The sequence below is a fragment of the Allokutzneria sp. A3M-2-11 16 genome (assembly GCF_024213555.1).
Taxonomy (GTDB): Bacteria; Actinomycetota; Actinomycetes; order Mycobacteriales; family Pseudonocardiaceae; genus Allokutzneria.
This window is the reverse complement of sequence record NZ_JANAVO010000004.1, coordinates 248,266-267,733: the sequence shown is the minus strand read 5'-3', so window position 1 is coordinate 267,733 and position 19,468 is coordinate 248,266. Positions and strand designations below refer to the sequence as shown.

The 19,468-nt window shown below is 72.3% G+C and carries 1 protein-coding gene (cut by both window edges); it reads right to left on the bottom strand.

All 19,468 nt of this window come from inside a single coding sequence — locus NLX83_RS25320, phosphotransferase, on the bottom strand. Of the gene's 71,064 coding nucleotides, 17,339 precede the window and 34,257 follow it; the stretch shown corresponds to coding positions 17,340–36,807 — codons 5,780 (partial) to 12,269 (complete); the first complete codon in reading order (the gene reads right to left) occupies positions 19,465–19,467. The start codon and the stop codon both lie outside this window.

Below are 19,468 nucleotides of genomic sequence, written 5' to 3'. Positions count from 1 at the left end.
CATCTGCGCCAGCGTCTTCGGGTCCGTGACGACCCGGATCTCCACCGGTGAGTGGTCCAGTCCCACCAGCTCGGCGGCCCACTCGGCGGCCACCACCGACGGTGGCAGGTCCGGGCGGTCGAGTCCCGGCTCGGCCGCCGGGAGCGGCAGCGCCTCCGCGGGGGCCTGGTTCGGGTAGACCTGCCGGACCGCCAGGTCGAGGTCCTCGAAGGTCCAGTTCGCGGGCAGGGTGCTCGCGTCGAGCCCGTACCGGTTGAGCAGCTGCTCCAGCGAGAGGTCCTCGGACCCCAGCTGCCTGCGCAGGATCTCCACCGTCGTCGGCGTGAACCGCCCGGTCTGCTGCGCGTGTTCCAGGACGATGTCGACGAGCTCGGCGTTGGCCTTGCCGAAGCCCTCCGCGTAGCCGAGCGAGTACAGGATCCGGTCCGGCGACATGACCTTGGAGTCGCGGGACAGGATGTAGCCGTTGAGCTCGTTGCGCTGGAACATCCCGCGCGTGTGCCACCCCGACGCGGTCACGTTCAGCGCCGTGGAGACGAGCGCGCTGCCCGCCTGGACGCCGATGTCCACCGGGTCGACGCCCTTGCCCGCGGCCTGGCTGGAGACCCGGCCGAACAGGCTGGGCAGGTTGCCCGTGCCCGCGTCCTGGAGCAGGAACGCGCCCTGGCTCGGCACGCCCGTCGCGCCGTGGTGGTAGACCGCCACCCAGCTCTCGATCAGCGGCAGCAGGGCGCGCGCGTCGTGCCCCATGGCCAGTGCGTGGGTGTCGAAGCCGTTGGGCACCAGCAGGCTGTTGGGCTCACCGGGGATCGGCGGCAGCAGCCGGAGGTTCATGAAGCGCGGGTGCTTGCCCTGGAGCTTGGCCTTGATGTTCTTCGGGCCGGGGTTCTCGGCCATGTCGACCCACAGCTGGTACTGGCCGCGGCCGATGCGCCGGACGTTGCCCAGGTACGGGATGTCGGCGAGCGCCCCGGAGTCGATCAACGCGTCGAAGTCGTCGATGATCTGCTCGGGGTCGGCGTTGTAGGACTGCGCGCGTTCGAGGAGCGGCTGGAGCCGCGCGGTCAGGTCGGGATCGGTGACGGTGCCGAGCAGTTCGGTCACGGCCTGGCTGGTCTGGCGCAGCCGCTGGGAGCCGTGCCGCACCGTGTCGTCCATCGCGCGCGGCGTCACCGCCTGCGCCTTCAGCCCGGTGCGGACGGTCTTGGCGTTGACCTCCATGTTGCGGCGCGCGGTGATGACGCTGGTCATGCCCTCACCGATGGACGCGACCGCGTCCGCGACCGACTGGGCCGTCCCGGCCATGCTGCCCTGGAGCACCGCCGCCGCTGCGGCATCCGCCTGCGCCTCGGTCTTGCCCTCCGCGAGCGCGTCCTGCCGCGCGGTGTCCGCGTCGGCCTGGCCCTGCACGGTGCTGATGATCGCGTTCAGCACGCCGCGGCCCATGGACCGGATACCGGCGTTCCAGGCGAGCTGGCGCTTCTCCCTGGGGTGCACCAGCCGCTCGGTGACCGCGATCTCGTCCAGGTGCTGGGTCAGCCACGCCTGGGCCTCGGCGAGCGTGAGCTGCGTCCCGGCCTCGGTCCACTGCGTCGGCAGCAGCATCGCGAACTCGCGGACGTCCTTGCCGTCCGCGGTCTTCACGTCCGTGTGCGTGGTGAACGGGCTGAAGTCGCTCGGCAGGTCCGCGGACTCGGAGAGCCCGATCCGGATCTCCGCGGGCATCTTCGGGTTGCGAATCTCCGGTTTGCTGGTGATGACGACGATCGGCCGGAACTCGTCGATCGGGTTGAGCTCGATCCGGACGCTCTCGACCCGGTCGAGCTTCTCCGCCTCGGCCTTGATGTGCTTGGCCGCGGCCATCAGCATCGCGGTGTTGGCGACGTCCGGTCCGGTCGCGGGCGGCAGGTGCGGCTCGGCGGTGCGGAGCTGCGCCTCGGTGAGCGGGGTCCGCTCGGGGGAGCCCGGCAGGTCGGAGGTGACGACGAGGATCGGCTGGAAGCCGTTGTCCTGGTCCAGTTCCAGGCGCACGCTCTCGACGTGCTCGTCTCCCGAGGCGGCGTTGGCGCCGGCCTCCGCGGTCACCATGCGCCTGGCGATGGACACCAGTTCGCCGAGCGGCTCCTCCGACACGAGCCGCTGACCGCCTGGCCTGGCGGGCAGCAGCGTCTCGACCTCCGCGCGCAGCCCGTCCAGCATCTGCACCGACGCGCCGACCAGCCCGATCGCGTTGCCCGCGTGCCTGGTCAGCTCGTCGACGCTGGAGATCTCCTGCCCGGCCTGGCGTTCCCGGCTGGCGTCGGCGTAGAGCCCGGCGGCGGCCTTGCGGTGCTTGACGTTGAGGTAGGCCTGGAGCGCGGAGCCGAGCCGGATGCCGAGGCTGCTGGCGATCATCGGCGGCAGCAGGTGCATGGTCTTGGCGAGCGCGGCGAAGGTCCACGTCATGGCGATGTCGGGCACCGCCATGAGGAACTTCTCTTTGAGGTAGCTCGACATCGGCGGCTGGAACATCACCCGGGACGCGGCACCGACGAGGGTGGCGTACTTCGCCGCGATCGCCGCCTCGACCGCCTCGGGACCCCGCCGGACCAGGTTGGGCGAGACCTTGATCCAGTACCGCAGCTCGGACTTGTCGACGTTGGCGCCCTTGATGAACTGGTCGGTGTGCGCCATATCGCCCTCGACCAGGGAGATCTTCACCGTCTCGCCGGTGGGCAGCTTGGCGGTCAGCGTGCCCAGGTCCCTCGGGTCCTGGTTCGCGGAGGCGTCGGTCGCGGCGATGTGCTCGTCCGGCGCCCACTGGACGTTCTTCATCCCCTTGAAGAGGTCGGTGATGTCCTTGCTCTGCGGGTACTCGTCGAGGAAGGTCTTGTTGGCCAGCTTCGTGACGACGGCCTCGCCCGCGTCCCGCACCCAGGCGTTGAACCGCGCGCGTTCCTCGTCGCTGAGCTCGTGGGTCTCCTCGTAGGGGAGGACGTCCGGCAGCGTCACGCCGAACACCTCGGCCGCGGACACCAGCGCGCTGCGCGTGGTGAAGGTCGTGTCGCTGACCTGCTTGTTGGTCGGGCCGACGCCACCGCGCCAGGTCGAACGCAGCCTGCGAGCGGCGTTGCCCGCCTCGGTGCTCTTGCCGCCGTAGGTGTACCAGGCCGCGATCCCGAACAGGGACGACCACAGGCTCACCACCCCGATGGCGACCAGGTACGGCACGCTCAGCGGCATCCCCAGCAGCAGCGTGATCGCGGTGCCGACGCCCGTGCCGAGCAGGTTGCCCGCCTGGTACAGCAGGGTGGAGTTGATGTCGACCTTGATCGGTGCGACCTGGGGCACGTAGTTGGCCGCCTCGGCGAGGATGATCTCGCCGAGCGCGGCGTCGATCTCCTCCGTGGTCGCGTCGGCCCGCACGTCCAGCACCAGCTGGCCGCGCTCCACCCAGCCGTCCTTGGCGACGTCCGAGCGGCGCACCGCGTCCCCGGAGTCGACGTCGATGATCCGCAGCTGCACGGTGAAGCCGGGGCGGAACAGCTTGAGCGGGCCGGACCTCCACGACACGTTGAACACGTTCGTGACGGCCGGGTTGGCCGCCTCCTGCTGACCCGGCAGCGAGTGCTCGCCGAGGTCGAAGCTGACGTCGTCGATGGACAGCTCGGTGGTCTGCCGGATGACGATCCGGTGCAGCGCGTCGTTGAGCCTGCCCCGAACCGAGGAGTCGCCGTAGTTGCGGTTCTTCACCAGCAGCATCGAGCGAGCCATCGCCGGTACCGGGTGCTCCTCGGCCCTGGACATCTCGGCGACCAGCCGCAGGCCGCGCAGCGTGGAGATCTCGCCGCGGAAGCGCGGGTGGCCCATGGCGATCCGGTCCAGCCAGCGGTGCCGGGTGTCGGAGCCGTCCACCGCCTCGCCGAGCCCGAGCCCGTGCTGCCGACCGTCGCCGTTGATCACCGTGCGCAGGCGCAGGTCGACCTCGCGCAGTTCGGCGGCCACCCGGCGCGCGGTCTCCGGCTGGGACGTGTCGCCGATCAGCGCGGCGAAGTCGGCCGCCCGGCGCCCGTCGAAGCCGAGCGCCCGCAGCTGCGCGACGAGGTCCTGGTGCTGCTCGACCAGCGCGAGCAGGTGCGCGACGGCTTCCAGGTCGCTCTCGGCGATCTTGCCCATCCCGGGCCAGCGGCCGGGCTTGGGGTTGGCGATCAGGACCGGCTTGCCCGAGTCCTCGGCCAGGCCGAGCGCGACGTCGCCGGTGTTGATCAGTACCGGGAGCGTGGAGTGCAGGTCCTCCAGCAGCTCCGTCTCGCGCTCCAGCACCGCCAGCGCCCGGTTGAGCTCGGCGAGGTGCTGGTCGGCCTCCGCGCGCGCCTCGTCCGCCCGCGCGGTCGCCGCGGTGGCGAGCTGGTCGAGACGGGCGGCCGTGATCGGCTGGCCGAACAGCTGCGGCGTCTGGCCCCGCTGCTCGGCGATGGTGGCCGCGACGGCCTGGTAGGACCAGGACAGGGATTCCAGGTCCGAGTCGTGGGCCTGGGCCAGCAGCTCCTGGCGCGCTTCCGCGATGGCGCTGACCCGGGTCAGCGTGTCGGCCAGCCGCCGGTAGCGGTCGGAGAGCCGGACCTGCGCGGTGGCCAGGCCCTGCTCGGTGGGTGCGGCGTGGGTCTGGGCCAGCCCGTGCAGCTGGAAGGCCAGTGCGCCCGCGTCCTCGTGCAGCTGGGTGGCGATCCGCTCCTCGGCCATGACGGTCTCGGCCGTGGTCGCGTCGTCCGTGCCCAGCGCTGAGGTCTCGCGCGCCTCGGCGATGGCCTCGACCAGCAGCCGCAGCCCGCCCAGCGCCTCGCCATCGGCGGTGAAGTCCTGCGACATCTGGTGGACCGCGGCGGGCGTGCTCGCCGCCTTCGGCACGACGGCGGGCAGCAGCGTGCCCGAGGCGGCCGCTGCTGCGGCGGCCTGAGCCGCGGCCTCCGCCTCGGCTGCCTCGCGTTCGGCCTCCTCGCGGGCCTGCTGCTCGGCCTGCCGCTGGGCCTCCTCCTCGGCCTCGGCCTCCCGCCGGGCGTCGTCCTCGCCCGCGGCCCGCTGTTCGGACTGCTGGACCTGCGCGGCCCGGAGCCGTTCGTTGGTCACCTGGCCCGAGGGCCGCGGGGCGCCGTCGCCGTTTCCGTTGCCGCCGAAGGTGAGCAGCCACGAGGTGGGAACGAAGTCGGGGAGCTGCAGGATCGCCGACTCCAGCGCCTGGGTCAGCATCAGCCGCTGTCCGGTGTCGTTGCCCGGCAGCGGTGGCACCACCAGTTCCACCGACCCGCTGTCCTCGGCGAGCACCAGCTGCGGTGCCCGGACGGCGGGGTCGACGAGCACCAGGACCGGGACCACCGCGCCACCGGCGAGGTGCGCCATGACCATGCCGGGGTCGTCGTCGTCCAGCACCGCGCCGGGCACCTGCGCCGTGACCGCGCGCATCGCCTCCGGCCGCAGCTGGGTGGTCGTGCCACCGGCCCACGCCCGCGCGCCCACCACCGGCACCGGGACACCGGAGACCACGGGAGTGCCACCAAAGGGTTCCTGGCCCGGGGACGGGTCGTCACCGTCGGGGCCGAGCGCGGGGCGGGTGTCCGGGTCGGTGAACAGCACCGGCATGAAGTGGCCGTCGTTGTGCAGCAGGACGGCCTCGGCGCCGCCGACGCCGCCTTCGTTCCGGACAACGCCCTCGTCGTCTATCACCACGATGTCCAGGCCGTGGCGCGCGGCGATCATCATCGGCATCGCTTCCAGCAGCGCGCCGGTGAGCTGGCCCTTGACCGCCCAGGTGGCCAGCGCGCCCGCGCGCTGGGTCTCACTGGTCAGGTCGGCGAAGTGCAACAGGTGCCGCTCGTGGTGGGGCAGGCGCAGTTCGTGCTCCAGCGCGGCGCGCATGTCCTCGGCCAGGTCCATCGCGTTGGTGATCGTGGTGGCGGGGAAGGCGCCCGGCGGCAGCTGCCGGACGATCGCCTCGAACAGGTTGGGCGCCCCGTTGGGCACCCACTCGGTCAGCGCGTCGTTGAGCGCGAGGAACTCCAGCTGGGCCTGGGTGGGGACGTTCTTGTCCCCGGTCTGCTTGGCCAGGTCCTCGGTGGCCAGGTTGCCGGTGAACCGGGCGCCCGGCAGCCGGGTCGCCACCCAGGCCGCCGCGGGAACGCCCCAGCGGGCCAGCGCCTCGTCGATGGCCGCCCGGCCCGCGGCGTCCAGCGGATTCGGGCCGCGGTAGGCGCGGTCCATCCGCAGGCCGTGGTAGTAGCTGCGGACGATCTGCTCGACGGTCGCGGCGCGGGCCTCCCGCTCGGCGGCCAGGCTGGGCGGCGGGGGCTGGTCGAACAGCGCGGGCCGGGTCTGCACCGCGCTCGCCAGCCACTGCGGGTCCACTTCGAGCGCCAGCCTGCGCTCGGCCGCGTCGAACAGGCCGTGGTTCATCGCCAGCTCGATCGCCAGGCCGCGCAGCAGCTCCGCCTCGTAGACACCGACCGTGCCGGTCAGCCCGGCCTGGTTGAGCATGTGCCGCAGCCGCGCCAGATCCTCGGGCGTGGTCGCGAACCCGAACAGCGGGGCCACCTCGGCCAGCGTGAAGGCGGGCACCACCATGCCCAGCGAGGCGACGGCCGAGCGGATCGCGTCGACCGGGGACGTGCCGTCCGCCGTCGCCTGCCAGTAGACGCCGAGGAGGTCGACCCCCTCCGCGAGCGCCCAGCCGACCGCCGCGCTGGGGAGTCCGGTGTCGGCGAACGCCTGGTGGAAGTCCGGCCGGACGGCGTCCCAGCTCTGCAGCGCCTCCCTGGTGCCGATGATCTTCCCGTGCTTGCCGGGCGTCGCCTCAAGGCCGTTGAGCAGGACGTCGGCCCGCGACCGGTCCGGGTGGTGCTCGGCGGCCGTCGCCAGCAGCTTGTCCACGTCGACGCCGGCGAACGCGGCGGCGGCGACGGCCGGGTCCCGCGCCGTGGCGACGTCGAGCTCGAACGGTTTGCCGATCGCGGCGGAGCGCTCCAGCAGCTCCGACAGGTTGACGCGCAGCCGCAGCGCCTCGCTGATCACGTCGAACTCCCGGACGAGCGCGCCCTCGGAGTCGATCTCGGTCGGCGTCTGCTGCCGGGTGATCAGGTCGTCCAGCTCGGCGACCGCGTCGTCGCGTCGCGCCGCGCCGTCCGGCGAGACGTGGAAGCGGGTGACGGTGCCGTCGTTCTCCGTGCGCAGCAACAGGATCTCGGCGCGCAGCTGGTTGGCGACGCCGCGCGCGAGCTGGACCGGGTCGCCCGAATGCCGCGGCGTGGTCGCCAGCAGCTGGGCCAGCCCGACGTCCAGGGTCCTGGTGAGCCGCTGGAGGTGGTGCGAGACCACGCTGAGCGCGTCGTGCATCTCCCCGCCGCGGCCGACGGCGGTCTCCCAGGCGCCGACCGCGTTGTCGAACGCGAGCTTGGCCTCCTTCAGCCGCGCCCCCTCGTTCGCCATGGCCTGCCGGAGCGCGTCCGCCAGCGCCTGCTCCCGCTGGGCGGCGGTGGGCTGCTGGTTCCGGCCGAGCCGGTTCAGCAGGCTCCGCGGCGTCGCGTTCGCGCCGTGCTCGCCGTAGACCCGCGCGAGGACGGCCCGCCACTCCTCGTCCGCCGCCCGCAGTTCGGCGCGGGCGGCGGCCAGCGGTTCACTGGTCGCCCGGATCTGCTCGGCGATGTCGACCGCGTCCTGGGCGGCCTGCTGCGCCTCGCGCACCATGGCCGGGTCGACGGTGTCGAGGTCGAGCCCGGCCAGCCGCGCCCGCGCGTCCACCATCGCGTCGCCGACCCGCCCGGAGATCTCGGTCTGCTCGGCCGCGGTGTCCAGCATCGGGTCGCTGGTGAGCTTCACCAGCAGCCTGCCGCTGGCGTCGGTGTTCTGGCCCGCGAGGAACCGCCGGACGCCCTTGGGCAGGCCCTCCAGGATGCCCCTGGTGACCCCGGTGTGCGGGTAGTCGCTGTCCAGCCTGCCCGCCGTCTCGGCGTCGGCGAGCAGCGCGGCCAGGTCGAACTCCGGCGCCTCGGTCTCGCGCTGTTCGAGCGCCTGCCGGACGGTGTCGGCGTCGTGGTCCTGAAGGCCCAGCGCCACCAGCCGGTTCCACGGCTCCGCCGACTCCAGCTGCGCCATCAGCGCGGGCAGGTCGCGTTCGTAGACCTTGAAGTTGAGCGCGCCGGTCGCGGCGTTCGCCCGGTTGCGCACTCGGCCGGGGATGTCGGTGTTGTCGGCCCTGTTGACGTACTCGTGCACCGCGAGGTGGGCGTGGTACTGCGCCCGCACGTGCACCAGCGAGCCGAACTCCTCGGTCTTCTGGTCCACCCGCTCGCCGGTGGTCGCGGAGATGCTGACCTGGCTGCCCGCCCCCGCCGACAGCGAGCCGGTGCCGTCGACCCCGTCGACCAGCTCGCCGAGCGCCTCGTCCCCGGAGAGCCCGACCGGGGTGGACCGCTGCCTGCCGATCTCGATGTCGAGGGTGTCGTTCTCGCGCATCACGGTGCCGAGGCCGCCGTTGTCCGGCTGGGTGCCGACCACGTGCACGCCCGACACGTCCAGCTTGGCCTTGACCTGGATCTTCGTGACGTCGTAGCCCGCCTGCCCGCGCGGGATCCGCAGGGGCAGCGTCGGCCCGAGGTCGTCGCCGCCGGGCTGGCCGACCAACCGGGTGAGCCCGGCGGCCAGGGACTCCACCGAGGTCATCTTGTCGACGGCGTCCTCCAGCTCGTCGGCGCGCTCGCCGTAGAGCTGGTGCAGGAAGTCCTGGACGGCGTTCTTGATCGGCGCGTGCTCGACGAGGTCGAGGCCGATCCGCTTGCCCGGCAGCCGCCGGATCGGCCGGTAGTCGATGTGCCCGGGGGGCCCGGGGCGCTCGCTCATCAGCTGGCCGTCTGCGACGTGCAGCCCGAGCACGCCCTGCAGGACCTCGGCCCTGGAGCTCGGGCGGCCGATCCCGGGGACGTGGTTGCGGCCCCACGTCATCATGTTGTTCAGCAGGCCGCGCACCACGCCGGTCCTGGTGACCTTGAACGTCACCTCGATCGGCATGCTCACGTCGTGCGCGCCGCGCCAGTCGAGCTGGGTGTAGGCCATCAGCGCGGTGTTGGACCGGGCGATCGCGGTGTTGGTGCCGATCTCGGTGCTCGCGGACATGCCGTCGGGGATGCCGTCCAGCCCGGTGCCCATCGTGCCCTCGCCGGAGACGTTCAGGCCCGCCCGGGTGCTGACGCCGCGGGAGCGGGTGACGCGCCGGGTCCGCCGGAACTCGTTCTCGGTGCCGCGCTTCTTCTGCTTGCCGGTGATCTCCGCGTCGCCGACGACCCGCACCGACATCGTCACCTTGACGCGCTCGGCCAGCCAGGGGAACTTGCTGTCCGTCGCCACCACCAGGTTCGGCACCAGCGTGTACTCGCTGTTGAGCGCCGAGGTCATCGGGCCGTACATGCGCGTGCCCGCCGCGAGGCCGTTCAGGGCGCGCGCGAGCCCGGGGACCGACCGCAACGCGTTGGGCGCCGCCTGCGAGACCAGCTGCGTGAGCACCTCGTTCTCGCGGGCCTGCCGTGACGCGGTGCCGTCCGGGTCGCTCCGGAACAGGCGGAGGAACTGCACCGCCCGGCTGCCGCCCCACGACTCGCCCTTGGCCAGGTACTGCGGCAGGTGCAGCGCGCGCACCTCCGCGGCCGCGGCCGGTGAGTGCTCCGCGACGGCCTCCAGCACGTCGAGCACCTCGGTGGCCGCGGCGATCTCCGCGGCGTCGTGCCGCTCTTCCCGGGTGTAGCTCGCCAGCACGTCGCGCAGCAGCCCGTGGTCGACGGTCTCGCCCGCGGCCAGCTGCTCCCGGGAGAACCGGGCGACCGCCTTGGCGATGACGTTGCGGTTGACGTCGGCGTCGCCCTCGCGCCAGCGCCGGAACGACTCGGTGAGGTAGTCCGCGGGCAGCTTCAGCTTGCCCTCGGCGTAGGCGTTGACCTGGTCGGACTCCGGGCTGATCCAGGTGAACTCGCCGCGGTGCTCCACCTTGACCGACTTCGAGACCGGCGGGGTCTTCCTACCGCGGACCCGGTCGCTGACCGTCTCCTCGATGACCTCGACGCGGAAGCGCAGCCCGGTGCGCAGGTGCAGCCGCTGGTCGGACTCGATGCTGAGGGTGTCCGCGCCGAACGAGGAGGTGTGCGCCCCGGACTGGCCCGCGCTCGTCGTGCGACCGCCGGAGACGCCCGCGCCCACGTCGCCCGCGACGTCCGCGATGCCCTCGGTGTACCCGCCGTCGACGCCCACCGTGCCGGTCCGGGAGATGCCGGAGGCGACCTGCGTGTAGTAGAAGAAGCCCTTGGCCGTCACCGTGTTGCCGACGACGACACCGAGCAGGTCGGTCTCCTCCGGCTCGGCGGTGATCTTCAGCGAGTAGCGCTTGTGCGGCGCGAGGCCCTTGAGCGAGCCCAGTTCGAAGAGCTGGTCGTTGGTGCTCCCGCTGAGGATGTAGTCCTTCAGCGCGGCGTGCAGGGCGCCCGCGCTGAGCTCGGCCTCCACCGCCTGCTTGCTCACCGAGTCGTGGCCGACCAGCTGGCCGACCGCACCGGCCACCTTCTCGAAGAGCCCCTTGAACGCGACCGAGACGACCTCGGTGTCGTTGTCCCGGAACAGCTCGCGGTCGGTCTCGTCGGCGACCCTCGTCGGGGCCTCGCCGGTGTGGACGAAGCCCTCGGGCACGTAGATCTCGGTGCTGCCGTCGAAGGTCACCGAGCCGTCCGCGGCCGAGCCCGGCAGCCGCACCGCCCCGTCGCCGTCGTTGACCCGCACGACCAGCTTCAGCGGCACCTTCCAGCCGTGCACCCGGCTGTCGTTGTGCAGCAGGTGCGCCTCGGTGTCGCCGAGGCCGACGGTGACGCTGCTGCTGACGCCCTTGCCGACACCGCCGCCCCCGGCCCCGGTGCCCTCGAACACCTCTTCGCCGCCGGAGCGGTTGCCGCCCCACCTCTTGGACTTGGTGTTGCCCTGGGTGACCGACAGCCCGGAGTCGTGCCAGAGCATCTCGTACACGTCGCGGGTGGAGCTCAGGCCGAGATGGGTGGCGGAGTCGTAGTCGGCGACGCCCGACAGGACGATCTCGACCTCTTCCTCGGCGTGGCCCTTGAGCGGGTTGAGCCGCTTGACCCTGAGCTTGAGCCCGTCGTGCACCAGCTGCGTGTAGTCGATGCCGACCGCGCCGCTGGAGAGCTGGTCGGTGATCATCGCCTTGTTCTCGGCGATCAGCGTCCGCGCGACCTCGGTCAGCTGCGCCCGCCTGCTCGCGTCCACGTCCGGGCCGAGCGAGTCACCGGGCAGGACGAAGTCCATCGTGCTCAGCTGCTCGATCAGCAGCTTGTGCACCGGGGACAGCAGGTCGCCGTCGCCCGCGGTGCGCGGGGTGCCGTCGAGGTTGCGCACGGTCATCTGGTCGATGGCGGACAGGCCGGGGCCGCCGGTGCGGAAGTGCTCGGGGAACGGCACGTCCTCGGCGCCGTCCTCCTTCTCCGGCATCCCGCGCACGAGCTTGCCGTCCTCGCCGACCAGCGACGCGGCCACCGGCATGCCCGCGTAGAACGCGGTGGTCTCCGGGGTCTCGGTGTGCACCTGCATCGTCGTCGTGGCGGTGGCGACCGGGGTTTCCTTGCGGTCCCGGCCGAGCAGCTTGATCGTCACCTCGGCCTGGGTGAGGTGGCTCGCGATCCCCTTGCGGTAGCGGTCCATCTGCAACCGCATGCCGGTGGAGGAGGACGAGAGGCTGCTGCTGGTGCCGCGCGACCAGAGCCGGGTCAGCTTCGCGCCGATCGCCTTCGACGAGCCCTTGGCCTGGGCCCCGGCGCCGCGGCCGGTCGCGGTCGTCCCGCCGGAGGAGTGCGTGGTGTAGCCCCAGAACTCCAGGTAGGAGTTCTGCCCGTCGCCGATCAGCCTGGCGGTGTCCAGCAGCATCTTCGCCGAGACCTGGGCGTACAACGGTGCCCCGCCGTCGATGAAGATCGGGAACTCGAAGCCGGAGTTCACCGTCTTCTGCCACTCCGCGGGGATGCGCATGACCCCGTCGTAGACCTGGGCGCGCAGCCCCGCCCGCTGCTGGGGGCTCATCTCGTCGTAGGTGGTGCCCAGCGCCTCGCGCAGCTGGCCCATGACGGCGTCGATGATCTCCTCGCGGCCGGTGACCGCGCTGGCCTTGGTCCTGGGCATCTTGGCGTCGACGTGGTCCGGGTCCACCTCGCGGCGCACCACGTCGGTGACCGGCCGCAGGTAGGACTCGTCGACCGACAGCAGGATCGTGTCCGGCTGGTCCTCGGACCACTCCCGCGGCGCGAGCGGGTCGAGCTGGGTCTCGGTGCCGTCGGAGAGCATCTCGGCGACGGTGAGCGTGGTGGCGGCCTCGAACACCGTGAACGGTCCCTGGCTGCCCTTGAACGCCCGGTAGCTCTCGCGCGTCATGCGGGCGCTGACCTGCTGCCCCTGGCTCCAGGACAGGACCTTGCCCAGCGTGAGGTTGGCGATCGTGCTCAGGCCGGGGAGCCCGCTCATCATCTCCATCGCGTTGCCGAGACCGGCGGCCAGGGTCAGGCCGAGCCTGCCGCTGCGCCCGGTGGTCTCGCCCTGGCCGAACTGGCCGAGCGGGTACCGGCCGCGCGCCTGGTCGGCCATGACCACCTCGGACCGGACCTTGACCAGGTCCTCCACGGTCAGCGCGAGGCGGAACACCTTCTCCACGCCGTCGAGCGCGGTCAGCCGCACGGTCACGCCGCCGGGGCTGAGCACGTCGGCCCAGTTGGCCAGGACCACGTCCTCCAGCGCGCCCGCGGCGACGTTCATCTGGGCGGCGATCTCCTCGACCCGGGGGACCTCGCTCATCACGCCGGCCTCGGTCAGCGCCACGTGCGAGGGCTCGCCCTCGCGCAGCGGCTGCCCGTCGAGGCCGGTGCCCTGGTCGTTGGTGGAGAAGATGAGCCCGGCCAGCGGGTCGGTGTTGCCGCCCTGCAACCCGAGCTGCGCCTGGATGGCCGCGGCCACCGGGTCGGGGTCGGGTGCGGACGGACCGCCGAACCTCGCGCGCGCCTTGGCGATCAGCTCGGGCGCCTCGCGCAGGACTTCCGCCAGGAACTCCTGCCGCGCCGCGGGATCGTCCGGCAGCGCGGGCACGATCAGCCGCGTCGCGACGTCGGGGTTCTTGGACAGCACGATCCGGGGCGCGCTCGCGTCCGGGTCCACCTCGACCGCCAGCGCGATCCGGCCGCCGCCCGGCATCCGCAGTTCCAGCTCGCCCAGGTAGTCCCGGCTGGTGATGACCGGGACGGTGCCGTCGGCGACCAGCGCGCTGAGCACGTCGGGGTCGATCGCGGTGGTGGTGCCGGTGTTCCAGGCCCTGGTGGGGAACCGGATCAGGGCCTCTTGGAAGGCGGTGTCGCCCTGGTACGGCGGGCGCGGCTGGAGCGCGGGCTGTGCCGTGCCAGTGCCGGTGAGAGTGCCGGTGCCGGTGGTGGTCTCGCCCGCAGGGGCCATGGGGAGGGCGGGCGCGGGCACGTCGGGCAGGGCGGGCGCGCTGCCGGTGAACCACACCGGCATGAAGTGATCGCCCGTGCGCAGCAACGTGATCAGGTGCCCGTCGCCGCCGTGCCGGGTGATCGCGGAGTCGCCGTCGACCACGGCGATGTCGAGCCCGTGGCGGGTGGCGAGCAGCTTCGGCATCGCGTCGAGCAGCGCGCCGCCCAGCTGGTCGTGGTTGGTCCAGTCGCCGATCGCGCCCTTGCGCTGCGACTCGCTGCGCAGGCCGTCGACCAGGTGCAGCAGCTCGCGGTCGGCGGGCTCGCGTTCCAGGTCGGCCGCGAGCGCCGCCCGCATGTCCTGGGCAAGCTCCTCGGCGGTGAAGATGCCGCGGTCGGCGAGCGCGTCCTGGGGGAGCTGGCGGAAGACCGCCTCGAACGGGTTGATCGCCCCGTTCGACGCCCATTCGGTCAACGCCTCGTTGTCGAAGAGGTAGCGCAGCTGGTCCGGTGTCGGGACGTTGCCGTCCCCGGTCTGCCGCGCCAGGCGCTCGGTGGTGAAGTCGCCGGAGAACGCCGAGTCCTCCATCTGCGAGGCCACCCACGCCGCGTACGGCACGCCCCACTGCGCCAGCGCGGCGTCGATCTCGGCGCGACGGTCGGCGTCCAGGTCGTTCTCACCGCGGAAGGCGCGGCCCATCGGCAGGCCGTGGTAGTAGCGGCGGACGATCTCGTCGACCGTGGCCGCCCGCGCCGCCTGCCGCTCGGGGTCGGCCGCGGGCGCCGGGGCCTGGGTCGGGTCGGCCGGGCGCAGGAGCGCCGCGCCGATCGCGTGCTGCGGGTCCACCTCCAGCAGCTGCCTGCGCTGCCACGCCTGGAACAGGCCGTGGGTCACCGCCATGTCCGCGGCGAGCCCGCGCAGCAGCGCCGCGTCGTAGGCGCCCAGCGTCCGCGGCATCCCGGCCTCCTCCAGCAGGTGCCGGAACTTGGCCATGTCGGCGGGCGTGTCCGCGAAGCCGAACAGCGCGCCCAGTTCCGCGTGCGTGTTCGGGATGTTCAGCATCAGCGGCACGAGGTTGCTGCGCCTGCGCAGCTCGGTGGCGGGAACTCCGCGGTCGAACACGACCTGCTGGTAAAAGGCGCGGAGGTCCACGCCGTGCACCAGGGCGCGGATGATCTCCTGCTCGGAGATCCCGGCCTGGGTCAGCGCGAGCGTGAAGTCCTCGCGCATGCCCTCCCACCGGGCCCGGTCCCGCTCGGTGCGCTCGGCCAGCAGGTCGGCGCGCGGGTCGTGGACCTGGTAGCCCAGCCGTTCCCGCAGCTCCCTGCGGGTCGCGGCCTCGGCCAGCGTGTGGTCGATGTTCACGCCGTAGCGCGCCGCGGTGATGATCGCCGGGTCGCGGGACTCGTGGACCAGCATGCGCAGCGGGCGGCCGGTGGCGACGGACCGCCGCACCAGCTCGTCGCGGTCCAGGCGCTTGCGGTCGACCTCTTCCTGCAACGCCGGGTTGTTGTCCAGCTCGTAGGCCGGACCGCCGTCCGCCTCGTCGCGGCGCACGCCGCCGTCGGGCGCGACCCAGTACCTGACCTTCTTGCCGTCCGCCTCGGTCAGCGTCAGCAGCACCTCGGAGCGCAGCTCGGAGGCCACACCGCGGGCGGTCTCCAGCGGGTCGCCCTCGTGCCGCAGGTCGGTGTCGCGCAGCACGGCGATGCCACGGGGGTCGTCGAGGACGGTGCCGACCGCGGTCTCCAGGGCCTGGAGCGTGTCGTGCATCTCGCCACCGCGGCCGGTCGCGGCGTCCCAGGCGCCGTTGAGCTGGTCGAACGCCTGCCGCTGCCGGTCGAGGTGCTGCCCGGCCTCCCTGGCCGCCTGCTCGGCGGCCTTGACGGCCTCGTCGTTCGCCCGGCCGATGCCGATCCGCTGGAGCGTCCGGCGCACCGCGCCGGGCCGCTCGGCCCGCTGGGCCCGCCCCTGCTGTTCGGCGAGCGCGGCCCGCGCCTCCTGGTTGGCGGTCTCGGCGCGCCGCAGCGCGGCCCGCGCGGCGGGGAGCTGCTCGCTGGTGGTGATGATCTCCAGCGCGATCGCCGCGGCCGCCTCGACGTGCTTGACGGCCTGGTCGACGACCTTCTGGTTCTCCGGGGTGGCCAGCGCCTCGGCCCGCTGCCGGACGTCCGCGACCTCGGCGATGATCCGCCGCGCCAGCTCCGTCTGCTCGTCGGCGCGGGCGATCGTCGGATCGCTGTCCAGCCGCACCAGCACGCTGCCGTCGGTGCCGTCGGTGCCCTCCAGCTTCCGCCGGACCGACCGGGGCAGCCCGGCCTCGACCTGCTTCGCGGCACCGAGGAAGGGGTAGTCGGTGTCGAGCTGGTCGGCCTCGGCGGCCTGCTCGATGAGCTGGTCCAGGTCGAAGCGCGGGGCGTCCTCCTCCCGCTCGCGCAGCTTCGCGGCGATCTTCTCCGGGCTCAGGCCGGCGAGTTCGAGCACGGAGTCGCGGTCCCACGCGGGGTTCTCCAGCGCCGCCAGCAGCGCGGGCACGTTCTCGGAGAACACCCGGAACTGGACCTGGCCGCGCGCGGCGTTGGGGCGGGAGAGCTGCTTCTCCAGCTTCTCCTTGCCCTTGGTGCTCACCGACTTCGCCGTGCCCTCGAAGTCGACGTGGTAGAAGGCGGTCACGTCGACGACCTCGCCGACCACCTTGTGGAAGTGCTCCTGGCGGCTGCCGCGCAGGACCGAGCCCCCGCGGTTGCGCTGGGCGCCCACGGAGGCGCTGCCCTTGAAGTCGACGCCGTCGAGCACCTCGCCGAGGCTGTCCAGCCCCTCGCCCGCGCCGAGGTTGAACGGCAGCGTGCTCTGGTTGCCGATGTCGTACTTGAACGAGTGGTGGTCCCTGTTGGCGTAGCCCAGGTTGAACCCGTCCGGGCGCTCGGAGGTCACGTGCACGCCGCGCAGCCGCATCTTGAGCGAGGCGTTGAAGACGGTGCGGGCGTAGCCCGGGTCCATCCGGCCGGGGATCTGGTAGGCCGTGGTGACGTTCTGGCCCATGAGCCAGTTGCGCACGTTGTTCTCGGCCAGGTCGGGGCCGACCGAGGCGCGGAACAGGTCCCCGTGCTGCGCCTCGTCGACGCCGAGCTTCTTGGCGAACTCCAGGAACGCCGCCTCGATCGGGGCGGTGTCGATGTAGTCGACGCCGATGGTGTTCGGGGCGTCGGTCAGCTCGCCGAAGTTGATGTTCGCGGGCGGGGCGGGCCGCTGCTCGGAGACCACCCCGGAGGGCACCTCGACGGTGAGCTTGCCGCGCACCGTCACCGTGCCGGAGCTGGAGGCGTTCAGCTTGCCCGGCAGCACGTTGCGGCCGCCGAGCAGGACGTTGTTCAGCAGCTTGCCCGGCAGGCGGGACTTGCTGACCGAGAAGGTCAGCTCCACCGGGATCTCGACGATGTGGACGCCGCTCCAGTTGGCCCGGCTGTCGATCGAGGTCCGCTGGTGCTTCTCGGCCATGTTGGCCGAACGCCCGCGCCCGGTGCCCACCGACAGGCTGTCCGGCAGCGCGTCCCCGGCGCCCTCGCCGATGACCCCGGCGTTGTTCAGGCCGCCGCCGACGGAGACGTTGAGGCCGTGCGCGGTCTCCATCTCCTCGTAGCCGTAGCCGAGGTTCTCGATGCCGTGCTTGCCGAGGCTGCCGACGATCTCCGGCTTGCCGACGGCCTTCATGGTGCCGTGGATGGCCGCGTGCTCGGCGAGCACCGGCAGCTTGCCGCCGACCGGCACCGTTCCGGACCACAGCTTGTGGCTGCGGTTGAACATCGACCTGATCTGCCCGCGCATCCGGGTGCCCGCGGTCTCGGCGGCCAGACCGCCGTGCAGGCCGCGAATTCGGTCGAGCAGCTCGGGCATGTTCTCGCCGATGAGCCCCATCAGCAGGTCGTGCTCGTGGACCTGGGTGGTCTCGCCGTTCTCCTCGTGCTCCAGCACCAGCGACCGCACCGCCGCCTGGCCGCCGAGCGACTGGCCCTTGGCGATGGCGGCGGGCAGGTGCAGGTCCCGCATCGCCTGGGGGGCGGCGTGCGCGGTCTCGGCGATCTCGGTGAGGCGGTCCAGCGCCGCCTCGGTCGCGGCACGGGTGTCGATGGGGTCGGTGCCGCGCTCCTCGTCGGAGTACTGCCGCAGCGCCGCGTCGAGCAGGTCGTGGTCGATCTCCAGGCCCGCCGCCCGCTGAGCCCGCGCCAGGCGCACGGCGGAGAGCGTGACGGTGTTGCGGCCGAACTGGGCGTCGCCCTCCCGCCAGCGCTTGAGCGAGCGGGTCACGTCCTCCTGCGGCAGCGCCAGCGTGCCGTCGGCGTAGTCCTCCATGATCTCGGACTCGGCCTTGACCCAGGTCGCGTTCAGGTCGTGGGTGACCGAGCGGGTCCAGCCCCGCTCCCCGGGCAGCTTGGCGCCGGGCTCGTAGGTCACCTCGACGACGAGGTCGAACTCGGTCCGCATGTGCGGCTGCTCGTCCTCGAAGCTCAGCGGGAGCTGCTCCTCACCGCCGATCCGGGTCCGCACCTCCCCGCCCGAGGTGGCCCGCCCGATGTTGGCCGACACGCCGCTCTCGCCCGCCAGCTCCATGAGGCCCTCGGCGAACGAGCCGTCCACGCCCCTGGGGCTGGACCAGTTCACGTTGCCGGTGATCGCGTTGAGGCGGAAGGTGAAGTGCCCGGTGACCGCGTTGGGCACCCGACCGATCCGATGGGTCTGCTTCGGCACCAGCCTCATGCCGACCTTGTACTTGCCGTGCCGCCCCACACCGGTCTCGAAGAGCTGGTCGTTGGTGGTGCCGCTGGCGATCATCTGCTTGAGCTTGGCGTGCAGGGTGGTGACGTCGAGCATGCTCTCCAGCACCTCGACGGAGTCCGAGTCGGGCTTGAACAGCTCGGGCGCGATCCCCTTGACGGCCTCCCGCAGGCCCCGCGCCTCGACCGAGGTGACGATGGTGCCGTTGGTCGCGAAGACCTTCTTGTCGGTCTTGTCCGCGACCTTGACCGGCTCCATCTCCTTGGCGAAGCCCGCGGGCAGGAAGATCTTGACCTTGCCGGTGACGGTGACGGTCTGCGGTTCGCCGTCCGGCCCGGTGACCGTGCCGGTGACGGTGATCGGGACCAGCCAGGCGTCCATCTTGCCGTCGACCTCGAAGAGGTGGACGTCGTTGGCGCGCTCGGCGACCGAGGAGCCGGAGCCGACGCTGCGGCCGAACCCGCCGCCCTGGCCGAACTCGCCTGCCTCGATCCTGTCCCCGCCGCGGCCCAGGAACCAGCGCTTGGCCTTGGACCGGATGTTGGCGAAGGAGTTCGCGGCGGTCTCGATCAGCAGCCGGGCGAGCTGCTTGTGCTGCTTGCCGAGGTAGACCGCCGCCGAGTGGTCCAGCTGGGCGTTGACCATGAGCTGGGTCTGCCGGGCGTCCTCCGGGTCGCGCAGGTCGGAGTGCTTGAGCACCATCAGCTTGCCGTTCTGGACCAGCTGGTCGATCTCCGACTCGAGCATCGCCTCGGAGATCTGGCGCTCGATGCTGTTCTGGTTGACCACCCGCTTGTCCTGCGCGGCCCGCCGCCAGACCCGCTTGCGCTTGGGGGCGTCCGGCTCGGTGGCTGTCTGGGCGGTGGAGCCCGCCTGCGGGGGCACGGCGCCGGTCTTGGCCAGCTCCCGCAGGATCTGGTGCATGAACGGGGCGAGCGCGTCGCCCTCGCCCTTGCCCTTGGGCTGCCCGTCCTCGGTGTCGAGGACGAGCTCCTCCAGCAGACCGGTGCCGACACCGACCTTCGAGACGAACTCCGGCAGCACCGCGTCCGGTTCGTTCGGGTTCTTGACGATCCCGTCGACCGACTCGCCGTCCGGGCCGATCGCGTCGACCGAGGTCGGGTAGCCGTGCTCCACCGCGTCCTTGCGCGACATCTGCACGACCAGCTCGGTGTCCACGACCGCGGGATCGCCGACCTTGTCCCCGGTC